Annotated in this window: 16 protein-coding genes and 1 tRNA gene; 10 read left to right on the top strand and 7 right to left on the bottom strand. The window is 71.2% G+C overall.

Annotated features, from left to right (window positions below; translation table 11 throughout):
* Positions 1 to 118 precede the first annotated feature (118 nt).
* Positions 119 to 1,252 carry a lytic polysaccharide monooxygenase gene (locus tag O2L01_RS10770; protein ID WP_270121933.1) on the bottom strand — a complete coding sequence of 378 codons (1,134 nt, stop codon included), beginning with the start codon at positions 1,250 to 1,252 and terminating at the stop codon, positions 119 to 121.
* A gap of 189 nt (positions 1,253 to 1,441) precedes the next feature.
* Here O2L01_RS10770 and O2L01_RS10765 point away from each other — a divergent pair, with 189 nt between their 5' ends.
* Entirely contained in the window at positions 1,442 to 1,891 is a 450-nt protein-coding gene (locus O2L01_RS10765; protein WP_270121932.1) for a peroxiredoxin, read from the top strand.
* A 97-nt stretch (positions 1,892 to 1,988) separates the two neighbouring features.
* Here the strand turns inward: O2L01_RS10765 and rdgB are convergent, their stop codons facing one another.
* Positions 1,989 to 2,573 (bottom strand): RdgB/HAM1 family non-canonical purine NTP pyrophosphatase, encoded by a 585-nt coding sequence (rdgB, locus tag O2L01_RS10760; RefSeq protein ID WP_270121931.1) that lies wholly within the window; start codon positions 2,571 to 2,573, stop codon positions 1,989 to 1,991.
* Positions 2,570 to 3,298: a ribonuclease PH gene (gene rph, locus O2L01_RS10755; protein ID WP_270121930.1), complete on the bottom strand. Its 729-nt coding sequence runs from the start codon at positions 3,296 to 3,298 to the stop codon at positions 2,570 to 2,572. The genes rdgB and rph overlap by 4 nt, the downstream gene beginning before the upstream one ends.
* Before the next feature lie 114 nt (positions 3,299 to 3,412).
* Here rph and O2L01_RS10750 point away from each other — a divergent pair.
* A tRNA-Leu gene (locus O2L01_RS10750) sits at positions 3,413 to 3,497 on the top strand.
* A 43-nt stretch (positions 3,498 to 3,540) separates the two neighbouring features.
* Here the strand turns inward: O2L01_RS10750 and O2L01_RS10745 are convergent.
* A complete protein-coding gene (locus O2L01_RS10745; protein ID WP_270121929.1) occupies positions 3,541 to 4,653 on the bottom strand; it encodes a sulfite oxidase in 1,113 nt (370 codons plus the stop codon).
* Positions 4,654 to 4,700: 47 nt separating this feature from the next.
* A complete protein-coding gene (locus O2L01_RS10740) occupies positions 4,701 to 5,633 on the bottom strand; it encodes a helix-turn-helix transcriptional regulator (protein WP_270121928.1) in 933 nt (310 codons plus the stop codon).
* A gap of 105 nt (positions 5,634 to 5,738) precedes the next feature.
* Between O2L01_RS10740 and O2L01_RS10735 the strand changes: the two genes are divergently transcribed.
* The gene (locus tag O2L01_RS10735; protein ID WP_270121927.1) at positions 5,739 to 6,167 is read left to right on the top strand and encodes a VOC family protein; all 429 of its coding nucleotides are present in this window, start codon (positions 5,739 to 5,741) and stop codon (positions 6,165 to 6,167) included.
* Between the two features lie 43 nt (positions 6,168 to 6,210).
* On the opposite strand, the gene katG is transcribed toward O2L01_RS10735, so the two are convergent.
* Positions 6,211 to 8,424 (bottom strand): catalase/peroxidase HPI, encoded by a 2,214-nt coding sequence (katG, locus tag O2L01_RS10730; RefSeq protein ID WP_270121926.1) that lies wholly within the window; start codon positions 8,422 to 8,424, stop codon positions 6,211 to 6,213.
* A 235-nt stretch (positions 8,425 to 8,659) separates the two neighbouring features.
* On the opposite strand from katG, the gene O2L01_RS10725 reads away from it, so the two are divergent.
* The 3 genes from O2L01_RS10725 to O2L01_RS10715 all read left to right on the top strand — a co-directional run bounded on the left by O2L01_RS10725 (position 8,660) and on the right by O2L01_RS10715 (position 11,213).
* Entirely contained in the window at positions 8,660 to 8,890 is a 231-nt protein-coding gene (locus O2L01_RS10725; RefSeq protein WP_270121924.1) for a hypothetical protein, read from the top strand.
* Positions 8,891 to 8,974: 84 nt separating this feature from the next.
* Positions 8,975 to 9,682: a response regulator transcription factor gene (locus tag O2L01_RS10720; RefSeq protein ID WP_270121923.1), complete on the top strand. Its 708-nt coding sequence runs from the start codon at positions 8,975 to 8,977 to the stop codon at positions 9,680 to 9,682.
* A gap of 79 nt (positions 9,683 to 9,761) precedes the next feature.
* Positions 9,762 to 11,213 (top strand): sensor histidine kinase, encoded by a 1,452-nt coding sequence (locus O2L01_RS10715; RefSeq protein WP_416259803.1) that lies wholly within the window; start codon positions 9,762 to 9,764, stop codon positions 11,211 to 11,213.
* 19 nt (positions 11,214 to 11,232) lie between these two features.
* Here O2L01_RS10715 and bcp read toward each other — a convergent pair whose 3' ends face one another.
* Entirely contained in the window at positions 11,233 to 11,709 is a 477-nt protein-coding gene (gene bcp / locus O2L01_RS10710) for a thioredoxin-dependent thiol peroxidase (protein WP_270121921.1), read from the bottom strand.
* A gap of 258 nt (positions 11,710 to 11,967) precedes the next feature.
* On the opposite strand from bcp, the gene O2L01_RS10705 reads away from it, so the two are divergent.
* Genes O2L01_RS10705 through O2L01_RS10690 form a run of 4 tightly spaced genes read left to right on the top strand, consistent with a single transcriptional unit; the run spans position 11,968 to position 14,505 of the window.
* The gene (locus O2L01_RS10705) at positions 11,968 to 12,663 is read left to right on the top strand and encodes an energy-coupling factor ABC transporter permease (RefSeq protein WP_270121920.1); all 696 of its coding nucleotides are present in this window, start codon (positions 11,968 to 11,970) and stop codon (positions 12,661 to 12,663) included.
* Positions 12,660 to 12,998, top strand: a complete 339-nt coding sequence (locus tag O2L01_RS10700) for a PDGLE domain-containing protein (protein WP_270121919.1) — start codon at positions 12,660 to 12,662, stop codon at positions 12,996 to 12,998. The genes O2L01_RS10705 and O2L01_RS10700 overlap by 4 nt, the downstream gene beginning before the upstream one ends.
* On the top strand, positions 12,995 to 13,756 hold the full coding sequence (cbiQ, locus tag O2L01_RS10695; protein ID WP_270121918.1) for a cobalt ECF transporter T component CbiQ: 762 nt from the start codon (positions 12,995 to 12,997) through the stop codon (positions 13,754 to 13,756). Before O2L01_RS10700 ends, cbiQ begins: the two co-directional genes overlap by 4 nt.
* Complete coding sequence (locus O2L01_RS10690) at positions 13,753 to 14,505, top strand: energy-coupling factor ABC transporter ATP-binding protein (protein ID WP_270121917.1); 753 nt, start codon at positions 13,753 to 13,755, stop codon at positions 14,503 to 14,505. The genes cbiQ and O2L01_RS10690 overlap by 4 nt, the downstream gene beginning before the upstream one ends.
* The last annotated feature ends 220 nt before the right edge of the window (positions 14,506 to 14,725 follow it).

Below are 14,725 nucleotides of genomic sequence, written 5' to 3'. Positions count from 1 at the left end.
AGACCTGCTGGTTCAAGTATTCCAGGAGGTCCGCGGGGGGAGGAGTGGAAGCGGTGATATTTCGACGATCCTTCAGGTTCTCGCCTGGCAGCCGTCGTTCTCGGGAATCACCGCGGTGTCACGCGGGCATGCACTCCATGGGAGGCATGGTGGTGAGGTTGCCGGTGGCGTTGAAGCCGAAGCTCGCCGTCCCGCCCGACGCGATGGTCGCGTTCCATCCGGATGGGCTCGCCATCTGCATGTCGCCCATGGTGCTGATGGTCGTGTTCCACGAGTCGCGGACGGCGATGCCGGAGTTCGGCGGCCACAGCCAGTGGATCATCCAGCCGCCCATCGAGGCGCTGCCGGTGTTCTTGACCGTGACGTTCACGGTCGCGCCGCCGTCCCAGGAGTAGACCGAGGCGGTGGCGGTGCAGGTGCCCGTCGGGTTGCCGGTCGGACCCTCGGTCGGGGAGGTGGTCGGGTCGGTCGGCGGGTCGACGACGCCGCCGTCGTTGCCGGGGAGCTCCGCGCCGGGGCGGATGCCGGTGATCTCGCCGTTGCCGCCGTCGAACTCGATGTCAGAGCACGCGTAGAAGTTCTCGTTCGAGTCCGAGCGCACCCAGTGGGTGAAGACGATGTGGTAGCCGTCCTTCTGGGGCAGCGTCATGTTCGCGTAGTAGTAGTGGTCGTCGCTGCCGGGGCCGCCGTTGGAGGGCGGGTTGGTGATGGTCTGGAACTTCTCGAGGTCGTCCCAGCCGATCGGCTGGCTCGGGTCCCACCCGTCCTTGGTGATGTAGAGGTCGAAGCGGCCGGGGTGGTGCGCCCAGTTGTTGTAGCGCCATTCGACGGTGTCGCCGGCGGTCACGTGCGTGCGCGGCCAGTTGCCGGGGGCGTTGAAGGGCTCGAAGTCGTACGGGCCCTTGCCGTTGCCGTCGCAGAGGCGCCCGTCGGGGATGTACCCGACGGTCTGGCCGGCGCCGTTGGAGTCGAGGTTCCCGAACCAGTTGTAGAACGGGGTCGGGCCGACTTCGTCGAACGCGGCCTGGCAGGCCTCGTTGTAGGGGTCGAGGGCGCCGTTCTGGGTGAGGGCGTCGAAGTAGCAGAAGTACTGGCGCGAGCCGGGGAAGACGGTGGCGCCGTGCGCCTGCGCCTCGTCTCTGCTGAAGAGCCCGGTGATGGTCATCGCCGCTACGGCGGCGAGGACCATGGACATGACGGCGGCGATGCGGCGGCGTCTGCCGCGCAGCGCCGCCGTGGCGGTGGTGGACATGGATTGACTCCTCTGACGGACATGGAGCGCTCCCAACCTGGCCCTCGCGGAACCAGCGCGATCTCGTGGACTGCTGCCGACGATATTGTGATATTCGAGTGTATCTATATCTCTGGTCGGATTGCAACGGTTCCGGGCGGCCCGTGCTCGAACGGTCCTATCCCGGGAACCGCGGATACACTCGGCTTCATGGACACCGGAGACACCGCCCCCGCATTCACCCTCGACGACGACCACGGCAACCCCCGCAGCCTCGACGAGCTCCTCGCGTCCGGCCCGGTCGTGCTCTTCTTCTACCCGCAGGCGATGACGGCCGGCTGCACCGCCGAGGCCTGCCACTTCCGCGACCTCGCCGCCGACTTCAAGGCCGTGGGCGCCACCCCCGTGGGCATCTCGCACGACACGGTCGACCGCCAGGCGGCGTTCGCCGCGAAGCACGACTTCGGGTACCCGCTCCTGTCGGACCCGGAGGGCAAGATCGCCGAGGCCTTCGGCGTGCGGCGCAAGCTCGGCATCGTCGCGACCAAGCGCAAGACCTTCGTGATCGGCGAGGACCGGCGCATCCTGGGCGCGTTCAAGAGCGAGCTGAACATGAACGCGCACGCCGACAAGGCCCTGGAACTGCTGAAGGCGCGATAGCGAAAAGGCGGCCCTGGGGCCGCCTTTCATGCTTGAGATCCGCTCCGCGAGTTTGCGACTGCGCGCTAGATCTGCTTCGCCAGTTCTCTACTGTGCTTCAGATTCCGCTCGCAAGCTCGCGGAATGCTTTGCCGCGGTGGGAGATCGCGTTCTTCTCCGCCGCGGAGATCTCCGCGCTGGTCCGGTCGAAGCCGTCCGGGGTGAACAGCGGGTCGTAACCGAACCCGTTGGCGCCCTTGGGGCCACGGCCGACGGTGCCGCGCATCTCGCCGTGGACGACGAGTTCGCGGCCGTCGGGCCAGACGATCGCGGCCGCGCACACGAACTTGGCGCCGCGCAGGCCGTCGGGGACGTCGGCGAGCTGGTCGAGCAGCAGCGCGTTGTTCGCCGCGTCGTCCTTCTCGCTGCCGGCCCAGCGGGCCGAGAGCACGCCGGGCATCCCGTTCAGTGCGTCGACGGCCAGGCCGGAGTCGTCGGCGATCGTCGCGAGCCCGGTGTGCTTGACGCCGTCGCGGGCCTTGAGGAGCGCGTTCCCGGCGAAGGTCAGCTCGGTCTCGGGGGTCTCGGGGTAGTCGGCGACGGCGTCGAGGCCGACCAGCTCGATCTCCGGCGCGGCCTCGGCGAGGATCTGCCGCAGCTCCTCGATCTTCCCGGCGTTGCGGGTGGCGAGCAGGACCCTCATGACGACAGCAGGGTCCGGGCCTGGAGGCCGGCGAGTTCCTTGCAGCCCTTGAGGGCCAGGTCCAGGAGTGTGTCGAGCTCGGCGCGGTTGAACACCGCCTCCTCGCCCGTGCCCTGGACCTCGACGAAGTCGCCTTCGCCGGTGCAGACCACGTTCATGTCCACGGACGCGGCCACGTCCTCCTCGTACGGGAGGTCGAGCACGGGCACGCCGTTGACGACGCCGACGCTGATCGCGGCGACCGAGGTCGTCAGGATCTTGTCCGGCTTGCGGGCGATCTTCTGCTCCTTGAGCCAGTCCACCGCGTCGTGCAGCGCGATGTAGGCGCCGGTGATCGCGGCCGTCCGCGTCCCGCCGTCGGCCTGCAGCACATCGCAGTCGAGGGTGATCGTGTTCTCGCCCAAAGCCTTGAAGTCGATGCAGGCGCGCAGGGACCGGCCGATGAGGCGCGAGATCTCGTGCGTGCGGCCGCCGATCTTCCCGCGGATCGATTCGCGGTCGGAACGGGAGTGCGTGGAGCGCGGGAGCATCGAGTACTCGGCGGTCACCCACCCCTCGCCGGACCCGCGCCGCCAGCGCGGCACGCCCGGCGTCACCGTCGCGGTGCAGAGCACCCGGGTGCGGCCGAATTCAACGAGCACCGAACCCTCGGGGTGGTCGGTCCAGGATCGGGTGAACTTCACGGGGCGCAGCTCATCGGCGGCGCGCTTGTCAGGTCGAGTCATCCCCACCAGACTACGGGACCCCTGGAGCGTGTGAAACACTAGTTGCTGCCCATGGCCGGACCACCCGGCACGGCGTCGGGCGCATCGGGAACGATGCCGCCGACCTCACTGCTCGCGCGAGTGGCGGAACTGGCAGACGCGCAGGATTTAGGTTCCTGTGTCCTCGGACGTGGGGGTTCAAGTCCCCCCTCGCGCACCATCGGAAGGCCTCGAAGGTTCGGGGCCTTTTTTGCTGTGCGGGGTCAGTCGGTGCAGTGGACGGGGAGGCGTTGGACGAGGTTGTTGGCGAAGCCGCCTCGGTTCCAGGGTTGGGCGAGGGGTTGGGTGCGGCCTTCGGCGTCGGTGGCGCGGGCGGTGAGGGTGTGGGGGCCGGGGGTGGCGGTCCAGTCGAAGGTCCAACGGCGCCAGGCCCAGCGGTGGTCGGCGGGGGTCTCGAGGGTGGCGGGGTCCCAGGTGGCGCCGTCGTCGGTGCTGATGTCGACGGTGGCGAGGGGGGCTTGGCCGGACCAGGCGCGGCCTTCGAGGCGGACCGGGCCGGGGCGGACGATGCGGGTGCGGGACATGAAGTCGGGGAAGCCGGGCGGGACCATGAGGGCGCGCGGAGCGATGCGGGTGACCGGGACGCCTTCGTCGTCGGGGTCGTGGCGGAGGCGGTAGGCGACGGTGTGCTGGAAGCCGGTGAAGGGTTCGTCGGTGACGGTGATGTCGCGCAGCCATTTGACGTGGGCCATGCCGTACCAGCCGGGGACGACGAGTCGGAGCGGGCGGCCGTGCTGGGGCGGGAGGGGCGCGCCGTTCATGGCGTAGGCGACCAGGACCTCGGGTTCGTCGCCGAGGGCGGTGTCGAGGGGGAGGGCGCGCTGGTAGTCCTGTTCGACGCCGCGTTCCACGCCGTGGTCGGCGCCGGTGAAGACCGCGTCGACGGCGTCGTCCTGTACGCCGGCCTCGTTGAGGAGGGTGCGCAGGGGGACGCCGGTCCAGTCGGCGGTGCCGACCGCTTCGACCAGCCAGGGTTGGCTGACAGGTCGGGGTGAGAGGAGGGCGCGGCCGTTGCCGGCGCATTCCATGGTGACGCGGGTGGTGACGGGCTTGAATGAGCGGATGTCGTTGAGGCTCAGGCGGAGCGGGTGGTCGACGCGGCCGCCGATGGTGAGTTCCCAGGTGTCGTCCTCGGCGTAGGGGATGTCGTAGTGGACGAGGACGTAGTGCATGCCGGGCGGGGTGACGTCGTAGCGCAGGCCTTCGAGGGGCAGGCCGTGGTTGCGGGTGGCGAGCGACAGTTCGTCCCGGCCGATGCCTTCTCCGGGCCCGGCCAGGCGCGCGGGTGTGCTGACGTCCTCTTCGAAGCGGACCACGGCCTGAGCGTATCGCCGGGAGGCGGTGCGTGTGCCGGTGTCGGGCGCTATCCGGCGGCTTTACTGCAGCGAGCGGCGAGGCGGGCGAAGGCTTCGGCGAGTTCGGGCGGGTGCGGGGTTTCGATGTCGGTGTCGAAGCGGGTGAACGAGGCGGCGAGGGCGGGCCAGGACCAGGAGCCGAGGGTGAGGCGGCAGCGGTCGGGGCCGAGGTCTTCGATGAGGGCGTCCTCGGCGAACGGGGCGATCGCGGCGGCCGGGGCGGTGAGGACGGCCGAGCCGGTGCACGGCCAGGTGTCGGTGTCCGTGGCGCCTTTGAAGCGGGCGTTGAGGAACGAGGCCGGGTCGGTGCCGAGGTCGCGCGGGGTGAAGCGGGGGCCGTTGGGGGTGCGCGGGGTGATGCGGTCGGCGCGGAAGACGCGCCAGTCGCCGCGGTCGAGGTCCCAGGCGATGAGGTACCAGCGGCCGACGCGGACGGCGAGGTGGTGGGGTTCGGCGCGGCGGCGGTCCGCGCTGGGTCCGTAATCGAAGCGGAGGGTCTCGCGGACGCGGACCGCGGCGGCGAGGGTCGCGAGGAGGTCAGGGCTGACTGCAGGGTCGGGGCGGTGGGGGACGGCGGTGACCTCGAGGGCGTCGATGCGGTGGCGCAGGCGCGAGGGCAGGACCTGCCGGATCGTGGCGAGCGCACGGGCGGCGGCCTCGTCGAGGCCCGCGCCGCCGACGGTGCGGAGGGCGACGGTGAGGGCGACGGCCTGCTCGTCGTCGAACAGCAGCGGCGGGAGGGCCGTGCCGGCTTCGAGCCGGTAACCGCCTTGGGGGCCTTTGACGGCGGCGATCCGGTAGCCGAGCTCGCGGAGCCGGTCGACGTCGCGGCGGACCGTGCGCTCGCTGACCGCGAGGCGCGCGGCGAGGGTCGGCCCGGGCCAGGTCGGGCGCACCTGGAGGAGCGAGAGCAGCGTGAGCATCCGCGAGGAAGTGGCCATGCCCTGGATCTTGGCACGAGAAGCGGACGCCACCTGTCCGCTACCCCTGCCAGCCTCGAGTTCGCCGGGCGAGAGCCGCCCGGCGACTGTCGAGCAGGAGCTCCCATGACCGTGCAGACCACGCCCCATCTCAACTTCCGCGGCGACGCCAGGGCCGCGCTCGAGTTCTACCGGTCCGTCTTCGGCGGGGACCTCACCGTGATGACCTACGCGGACATGGGCGGCGCCGAGGACCCGGCCGAGTCCGACCTCGTCGTGTGGGGCCAGGTCGCGGCCGCGAACGGGTTCCGGGTGATGGCATACGACGTGCCCGCGGCGCGGCCGTGGAGCCAGGGCGACGACCCGTTCTTCGTCTCCGTGCGCGGGGACGACGCCGACGAGCTGGACGCCGCCTGGAAGCGGCTTTCGGAGGGCGCGTTCGTGATCCAGCCGCTCGGGCCCTCGCCGTGGGCCGAGCGGTACGGGATGCTCAAGGACCGCTTCGGGGTGACCTGGGTCTTGGACGTCCTCGGCGCGCAAGACAGCGCGCAATGAGAGCAGGCCCCCGGCGGTTCCCCGCCGGGGGCCTTTCGCGGTCTTACCGCAGGTCGAACCTGTCGAGGTTCATGACCTTGGTCCAGGCCCGGTTGAAGTCCCGGATGAAGTGGGACTCGGCGTCGTCGGCGGCGTAGACCTCCGCGACGGCGCGCAGCTCCGAGTTGGAGCCGAACACGAGGTCCACGCGGGAGCCCGTCCACTTGAGGTCGCCGGTGGCGCGGTCGCGGGCCTCGTAGGTTCCCGAGTCCTTCGCCGTGGGCTTCCACTCGATGTCGAGCGAGAGCAGGTTCCGGAAGTAGTCGTTCGTCAGCGCGCCCGGCCGCTCGGTGAGCACGCCGACCGGCGAGTCCTCGAAGTTCGCGCCCAGGACGCGCAGGCCGCCCACGAGCGCCGTCATCTCCGGGACGCTGAGGCCGAGGAGGTTCGAGCGGTCGACCAGCAGGTACTCGGCCGGGAGGTCGTGCTCCTTGCCGAGGTAGTTGCGGAACCCGTCCGCGGTCGGCTCGAGCGGCGCGAACGAATCGACGTCGGTCTGCTCCTGCACCGCGTCGACCCGGCCGGGCGTGAACGGGACCTCGATGTGGTGCCCGGCGGCCTCGGCGGCCCGCTCGACCGCGGCCGAGCCGGCGAGGACGATCAGGTCCGCGAGCGAGACCTGCTTCGCGCCCGACCGCTCGTTGAAGGCCCGCTGGACCCCTTCGAGGGCGTGCAGGACCTCCGCGAGGGACTCCGGTTCGTTGACCTCCCAGTCCTTCTGCGGCTCCAGGCGGATGCGGGCGCCGTTGGCACCGCCGCGCTTGTCGCTGCCGCGGAAGGACGACGCCGCGCCCCAGGCCGCCGCGATGAACTGCCGCATGCTCGGCCCCGACGCGACGATCCGCTCCTTCAGCGCCGCGACGTCCGCGTCGTCGATCGGCTCGTAGTCCGCGGCCGGCAGCGGGTCCTGCCACAGCAACTGCTCCGAGGGGACCTCCGGGCCCTTGTAGCGGACGATCGGCCCCAGGTCGCGGTGGGTGAGCTTGAACCACGCGCGCGCGAACGCGTCCGCGAGCTCGTCCGGGTTCTCGAGGAACCGCCGCGAGATCGCCTCGTACACCGGGTCGAACCGCAGCGACAGGTCCGTCGTCAGCATCGTCGGCGCGTGCCGCTTCGTCGGGTCGTGCGCGTCCGGCACGGTGCCCTCGCCCGCGCCGTCCTTCGGCCGCCACTGGTGCGCGCCCGCCGGGCTCTCGACCAGCTCCCACTCGAAGCCGAACAGGATCTGCAGGAAGCTGTTGTCCCACTCGGTGGGCGTGTTCGTCCAGATGCCCTCGAGGCCGCTGGTGATCGTGTCGTTGCCCTTCCCGGTGCCGTGCGCGTTCGCCCAGCCCAGGCCCTGCGCCTCGAGCGGCGCGGCCTCCGGTTCGGGGCCGAGGTTCGACTCCGGGGCGGCGCCGTGGGTCTTGCCGAACGTGTGGCCGCCCACGATGAGCGCGACGGTCTCCTCGTCGTTCATCGCCATCCGGCGGAACGTCTCGCGGATGTCGTGCGCCGCCTCCACCGGGTCGGGGTTCCCGTTGGGGCCCTGCGGGTTCACATAGATCAGGCCCATCTGGGCCGCCGCGAACGTGTCCTCCAGCTCGCGGTTGTCCCCGCGCCGCTGGTCGTCCAGCCAGTCCGTCTCCGGGCCCCAGTAGATGTCCTCGTCGGCCTCCCACGCGTCCTCGCGGCCCCCGCCGAACCCGAACGTGCGGAAGCCCATCGACTCCAAAGCGACGTTCCCGGTGAGGATGAGCAGGTCCGCCCACGAGAGCTTCCGCCCGTACTTCTGCTTCACCGGCCACAGCAGACGCCGCGCCTTGTCGAGGCTGATGTTGTCCGGCCAACTGTTCAACGGCGCGAACCGCTGCTGGCTCGTGCCCGCCCCGCCGCGGCCGTCGCTGATCCGGTACGTGCCGGCGCTGTGCCACGCCATCCTGATGAACAGCGGCCCGTAGTGCCCGAAGTCGGCCGGCCACCAGTCCTTCGAGTCCGTCATCACCGCCTCGATGTCGCGCTTCACCGCAGGCAGGTCGAGGGACTCGAACGCCGCGCCGTAGTCGAAGTCCGCGCCGAGGGGGTTGCCCACCGGCTGGTTCTTCGCGAGCAGCTTCAGGTTGAGCCGGTCCGGCCACCAGCCGCGGTTGCCGCCGCCCTGGACGGGCAGCAGCGCCCGGCTGTGCCGCACCGGGCAGCCGCCGGCGCCGTTGTCGTTCGCTTCTTGCTTGGCAGACATGGGAATCCTCCCGCATGGTCGCGTCAGGGAGCCCGAAATGAGGACACCCCCATGAGGTCATACCATCACAATGCCTCCATATGCCGAAAATCGCCCCGCCGTCGCGGCCCCGTCCCGACCCGGACCCGCGAAAACCCGATCGGGGGCAAACCGGACATCGATCGTTGTCGCCGCGTCCGGTCCGGTTCACCTCCGGTTCGTCTGCCCGACGTCTTCAACATGGACGGTCAATGGCATGAACACTGCTGACAACGGTGCCGCCACCGACCTCGAACGGGTCGCCGCCCTCGCCCTCGCGGTCCAGCGGTCCGGCATGCTCCCGCAAGACGAGCAGGCCGCCCTCCTCGACCGGTACCGCCGCCTCCGCGAGCACGTGCTGCGCACCGGCACCGCCGAGACCGCCCAGCGGCTCCTCGAGATCGACGAGGCCGCCGGCCCCCGCCCGCGCGCCCTCACCCGCCTCTGACTCTTACCGTTCTCTGAGCCGACTCCCAGGACGGCTGCGGGCCGCCCCGGTATGAATGCCTGGCAGCCGAATTAAGGAGTCCAGGTGAGCGAAGCGACCGAGCCCAAAGACCGCGTCCTCGTCGTCGACGACGAGGAGAACATCGGCGCGCTCCTGTCCGCCACACTCCGCCTCACCGGCTTCGAAGTCGAGGTCGCCCGCGACGCCGCCGAGGCCCTCCGCGCCGCCGCCCGCTTCGAGCCCGACCTCGTCATCCTCGACGTCATGCTCCCCGACATGGACGGCTTCGAAGTCGCCAAGCGCCTCCGGGCCGCCCGCGACCTGCCCGTCCTCTTCCTCACCGCCCGCGACGCCGTCCGCGACCGCGTCACCGGCCTCACCGTCGGCGGCGACGACTACGTCACCAAACCCTTCGACCTCGAAGAAGTCGTCCTCCGGATCCAGGCCATCCTGCGCCGCGCCAAGACCCCCGCCCCGCCCGAGGACCGCGTCCTGCGCTACGCCGACCTCGAACTCGACGAGACCGTCCACGAGGTCCGCCGCGCCGGGCAGCCCATCGAGCTCTCGCCCACCGAGTTCAAACTCCTGCGCTACCTCATGCTCAACGCCGGGAAAGTCGTGAGCAAATCCCAGATCCTCGACCGCGTCTGGAACTACGACTTCGGCGGCAACGGCCGCATCGTCGAGTCCTACGTCTACTACCTGCGCAAGAAGATCGACCAGGTCGAACCCGCCCTCATCCAGACCGTCCGCGGCTTCGGCTACGCCCTCCGCGAACCGCGAACAAAATGATGGCCCGCAAGCTTCACCAAGAGGGGACCCCGAGGTGAGACGACCGCGGCGCTGGCGGCACTGGACCGTCCGCTCCCGCATGGCGATCACGATCGTGACGCTGTGCGCGCTCGCGCTGGCCGCCGCCGTCCTCGCCGCCACGATCCTCCTCCAGAACGTGCTCACCGACCGGATCGACTCCCAGCTCCGGACCGCCGCGAACATGGTCCGCTCCGAAGCGCCGCCCACCGGCCAGGAGGACGACGAGTTCAACCCGCCCGGGCCGCAGCCGGGGCTCCCGGACACGCCGAGCGTCTCCATCTACGACGCCGACGGGGACCTGCTGCACGCCTTCGGGAACGGAGACGGCGCCGAACTCGGACTCGGCGACCTCGCCGCGCACACCGGCGAGCCCTACACCGTCGAGGACGCCGACGGGAACACCTGGCGCGTCCTCGTCGAGGACGCGGACGACACCGGGGAGTACGTGGTCTACGCCCTCTCATCGGAGTACATCGGGGCGGCCACCGAGTCGCTGCTGCTCATCGGCGGCGCCGTCACGCTCGTGATCCTGCTGCTGCTCGCCGTGAGTGCGTTCTGGGTCGCGCGCCTCGGCCTGCGCCCGCTCGACCGCATGCAGGAGACGGCCGACGCCATCGCCGAAGGCCGCCTCGACGCGCGCGTCACCGACACCGACCCGCACACCGAGACCGGGCGGCTCGGCTCCGCCCTCAACACCATGCTCGGCCGCATCCAGGCCGCGCTCGACGCCAGCGCCGCCTCCGAGGCGCGGCTGCGGCAGTTCCTCGCGGACGCCTCGCACGAACTGCGGACCCCGCTGACCTCGATCAAGGGGTTCGCGCAGCTCTACCGGCGCGGCGGCGTGCCGCCCGGGCCGGTCCTGGACGAGACCATCGGTCGGATCGAGGCCGAGTCGAAGCGGATGGGGCTGCTGCTCGACGACCTCATGCTGCTCGCGGCGCTCGACCGGCAGCGGCCGCTCACCCGCGGGCCCGTGGACCTGCTCGGCGTCGCCGCCGATGTGGTGGGGGACGCGCACCTCCGCGCCCCGAGCCGGTTCATCGCGCTCGAATCACTACGCGCGCCTCTGCACGACACCGGCGGCGGTGACGACGACCTGCTCGACGCCGTCGACATCACAGGCGACGAGCCGCGGCTGCGCCAAGTGCTCACGAACCTCGTGGCGAACGCGCTGCGGCACACGCCGCCGGACGCGCGGATCACCGTGCGCCTGGGATGGAGTTCGAGTCCGGGGCCGCGCTGCCTCGCGCAGGTCGGTGAGAGCCCGGCGCTGCCGGCGGCCGTGGTGGAGGTGGCCGACACCGGGCCCGGGGTCGCGCCCGAGCACGCCGAAGGCGTCTTCGAGCGGCTGTACCGGGTCGACCAGGGCCGGGCCCGCGGCGCCGAGGGCGGCTCGGGGCTGGGGCTCTCGATCGTCGCGGCCATCGTGGCGGGGCACGGCGGCTGCGTGCGCCTCTGCGAGACGCCCGGCGGGGGAGCGACGTTCCAGGTGGTCCTGCCGAAGGGCTGACCCGGGACTGCTCTCGGTGCTACTGCTCTTCCAGGCCGAGCTGCTTCTTGAGGCGCGCGACGTGGCCGGTGGCCTTGACGTTGTACTGCGCGAGCTCGATGTCGCCCTGCTCGTCGATGACGAACGTGGAGCGGACGACGCCGACGATCGTGCGGCCGTAGTTCTTCTTCTCGCCCCACGCGCCGTACTCCTCGAGCACCTTGTGCTCGGGGTCGGAGAGCAGCGGGAAGGTCAGGCCGTCGCGCTCGACGAACTTGGCCAGCGCCGGCGGTTCGTCGGGTGAGATCCCGAGCACCGCGTAGCCGGCGGCCTGCAGACCGGTGAGGCTGTCGCGGAAGTCGCAGGCCTCTTTGGTGCAGCCGGGCGTCATGGCCTTCGGATAGGCGAACAGGATCACCTTGCGGCCTTGGAGGCTCGACAGGGTCACCGGGTCGCCGGTGTCGGTGGTCAGCGTGAAATCAGGCGCCGTCTCACCAGGCTGAAGTCGTACGTTCACAGGTCGCAACCCTACCGGTCGTCCCTGACAATCCCCTGGGAGCACGCTTGGCGGTCCCTGTCCGGCGGACGGGCGGGTTCACGACACTTCGCGGTCCGGGTTGACGGAGAGGAAGCGGCTATTGCAAAATAATTGCAATAGCCGGACAGTTGGCTGTTGATTCCACGCGTGGGCGCCTCGCATCCGGTGAGGCGGCCGCCGCACCCGCCCCCGGCCCCGCCCCAGGCCGCCACAACCAGTCGAAAGGCGGCACTGCCCGTGTCAGACCTGGCGCTGCACATCCCCGTCAACGTCATCGACGGACCCACCTCCCTGGTCTTCGCCCTCCTCGCCGCCGTCGCCGTCGGCGCGTGCGTCCTCATGGCCCGCAGGCACCTCGACGAGCGGCTCGTGCCGCTCGCGGGCCTCGCGACCGCGTTCATCTTCGCCGCGCAGATGCTCAACTTCCCTGTGGCGGCGGGCGTCTCGGGGCACCTCCTCGGCGGCGCGCTCGCCGCGGCGCTCCTCGGGCCGTGGCTCGGGGCGCTGTGCGTCACCGTCGTGATCGTCATCCAGGCGCTCCTGTTCGCCGACGGGGCCGTCACGGCCCTGGGGCTCAACGTGGTCAACATGGCCGTGATCGCCGCGTTCACCGGTTACGGCGTGATCCTGTTGGCGCTCAAGGTGCTCCCGCGCACCCGCTTCGGCCTCGGCGTCGCCGTGTTCGCGGCCGCGCTCGTCAGCGTCGTCGCGGCCTCGGCCGGGTTCGTGCTGCAGTTCTGGCTCGGCGGCGAGGAAGTGGGGCAGTCCTTCGGGGCGATGGCCGCCGCGATCCTCGGCACGCACGTGCTCGTCGGGATCGGCGAGGGCGTGATCACCGCCGGGGCCGTCACGGCCGTGGCCGCGGCCCGCCCCGACCTGGTGCACGCCCTGCGCGGCACCCCGCTCGCCCGTACCGCGAAGGAGTCGGTGTGAAGACCAAGCGTTTCTGGATCACCGGCATCGTCGTGACGCTGGTCCTCGCCGGGTTCGTGTCCCTGTTCGCCTCCGCCTCGCCCGACGGGCTCGAATCGGTGCTGCTCACCGGCTGCGACACCGCGGACGGCGAGATCACCGGCGGCACCTGCGTCCTGCAGGCCGCGGGGGAGCACGAGATCGGCGGGGCGTTCGCCGACTACGGGATGTCGTTCCTCGACAACGAGATCCTGGGCGCCTCGCTCGCCGGGATCCTCGGCGTCCTCCTGACCCTCGCCGTCGCGACCGGGTTCTTCTGGCTGCTCGCCCGCGGCAAGAAGAGCGAGCGCGCGTGAGCCCGGTCGACGGGCTCTACCGGCCCGGGGACTCGCCCGTCCACCGGCTGCGCCCGCAGGTGAAGATCGTCGCGCTCGCGGCCTTCACCTGCGCGATCGCCGCCACCCCGCGGGAAGCGGTGTGGGCCTTCGCGGTCTACGCCGCGCTCATCGCGGGCCTGTTCGCGCTCGCCCGCGTGCCGTTCGCCTGGGTGCTCTCACGCAGTCTCGTCGAGTCGCCGTTCCTGGTGCTGGCCTTGGCGTTCCCGTTCATGGTCGACGGCCCGCCCGTCCACCTCTGGTTCCTCCACGTCTCGGAACCGGGCTTGTGGGCCGGCTGGAACCTCCTCGCCAAAGCCACCCTCGGCGTGTGGGCCGCGCTCGTGCTCGCGGCGACGACCCCGATCGCCGGGGTCCTCGCCGGGCTCTCGCGGCTGCGCTGCCCCGAGATCCTGCTCCAGATCACCGCGTTCGCGATCCGCTACGCGCACCTCACGGTGGCTGAAGTGACGCAGATGCGCCTGGCCCGGCTCGCGCGCTGCGACGACCCTCGGTTCCTGTGGCAGGCGGGCGCGCTCGCCCGCAGCCTCGGCGTGGTCTTCATCCGCTCCTTCGAACGCGGCGAACGCGTCTGGCAGGCCATGGCCGCCCGCGGCTACACCGGGCGGCTCCCGCTCGACGTCGGCCCCGCCCCCGCCAGCGCCCTCCAGTGGTCCGCCGCGCTCGCCGCACCGGCGCTCGCGGGCGCGATCGCGGCATGGACGGCGGTGATCGCATGAGCGCCCTGAACATCAGTGCCCTCGAACACGTCTACCCGGACGGGCACCGCGCCCTGAACGGCGTCGACCTCGAAGTGCGCGAAGGGGAACGCGTCGCGATCCTCGGCCCCAACGGCGCCGGGAAGACCACGCTCATGCTCCACCTCGCCGGCCTCCTCACCGCCACCGCCGGAGCAGTGTCGGTGGGCGGTGTCAAAGTGGAGAAGAAGACGCTCGCCGAGACCCGCCGCCGCGTCGGCATCGTCTTCCAGAGCCCGGACGACCAGCTGTTCATGCCCACCGTCGCCGACGACGTCGGGTTCGGCCCCGCGAACCTCGGCCTGCGCGGACCCGAACTCGCCGAACGGGTCGCGGCCGCGCTCGCCGACGTGGGCCTGAGCGACCTCGCCGACCGGCCGCCGCACCACCTCTCGGTCGGCCAGCAGCGCCGCGCCGCCCTCGCCGGGGTGCTCGCCATGCGCCCGGACATCGTGGTGTGCGACGAGCCCAGCGCGAACCTCGACCCGGCCGCCCGCCGCGACCTCGCCCAGATCCTGCAGGCGACCGCGCCGACCCTGCTGCTCGTCACCCACGACCTGCCGTACGCGCTGCAGCTCTGCGAACGGGCCGTCATCCTCGACGCCGGCCGCGTCGCCGCCGACGGCCCTACGGCCGAGATCCTCGCGGACACCGCACTGCTGCAACGGCACCGGCTCGAACTGCCCTTCGGCTTCTCCCTGGAGACCGCGCTGGCGGCGATGCGGGCGTAAGAGGTATGACGGCGGACCCTTTGGGGTACACCGGCACTACCGAGACTCCGTCCCGCGGATCCGTGCCCCCGTTCGGGTCCGCGGGGCGGTCACGCCCGGGCACACGTCCCCGACAGCGCGAACGGCAAGGGGCGCGGCCGTGAAAGCGGCCGCGCCCCGTGCCGAAACGAACGGTCAGGCCCCGCTAGCGGCCTCGCCCGTGGCGGCGAACGTCGCGTTC

It is taken from the genome of Glycomyces lechevalierae (assembly GCF_027622945.1).
Taxonomy (GTDB): domain Bacteria; phylum Actinomycetota; class Actinomycetes; order Mycobacteriales; family Micromonosporaceae; genus Glycomyces; species Glycomyces rutgersensis.
Note: the sequence above shows the minus strand (reverse complement) of the source record. Positions and strands in the feature narration are given on the sequence as shown.

Excerpts from the sequence above, each read along its gene's own strand:
- O2L01_RS10735 (WP_270121927.1), top strand. The coding sequence starts at position 5,739 with ATGACCGTGCAGACCACGCCCCATCTCAACTTCCGCGGCGACGCCAGG.
- O2L01_RS10770 (WP_270121933.1), bottom strand. The coding sequence starts at position 1,252 with ATGTCCACCACCGCCACGGCGGCGCTGCGCGGCAGACGCCGCCGCATC.
- O2L01_RS10765 (WP_270121932.1), top strand. The coding sequence starts at position 1,442 with ATGGACACCGGAGACACCGCCCCCGCATTCACCCTCGACGACGACCAC.
- O2L01_RS10690 (WP_270121917.1), top strand. The coding sequence starts at position 13,753 with ATGAGCGCCCTGAACATCAGTGCCCTCGAACACGTCTACCCGGACGGG.
- rph (WP_270121930.1), bottom strand. The coding sequence starts at position 3,298 with ATGACTCGACCTGACAAGCGCGCCGCCGATGAGCTGCGCCCCGTGAAG.
- katG (WP_270121926.1), bottom strand. The coding sequence starts at position 8,424 with ATGTCTGCCAAGCAAGAAGCGAACGACAACGGCGCCGGCGGCTGCCCG.
- O2L01_RS10740 (WP_270121928.1), bottom strand. The coding sequence starts at position 5,633 with ATGGCCACTTCCTCGCGGATGCTCACGCTGCTCTCGCTCCTCCAGGTG.
- O2L01_RS10725 (WP_270121924.1), top strand. The coding sequence starts at position 8,660 with ATGAACACTGCTGACAACGGTGCCGCCACCGACCTCGAACGGGTCGCC.
- O2L01_RS10715 (WP_416259803.1), top strand. The coding sequence starts at position 9,762 with ATGGCGATCACGATCGTGACGCTGTGCGCGCTCGCGCTGGCCGCCGCC.
- rdgB (WP_270121931.1), bottom strand. The coding sequence starts at position 2,573 with ATGAGGGTCCTGCTCGCCACCCGCAACGCCGGGAAGATCGAGGAGCTG.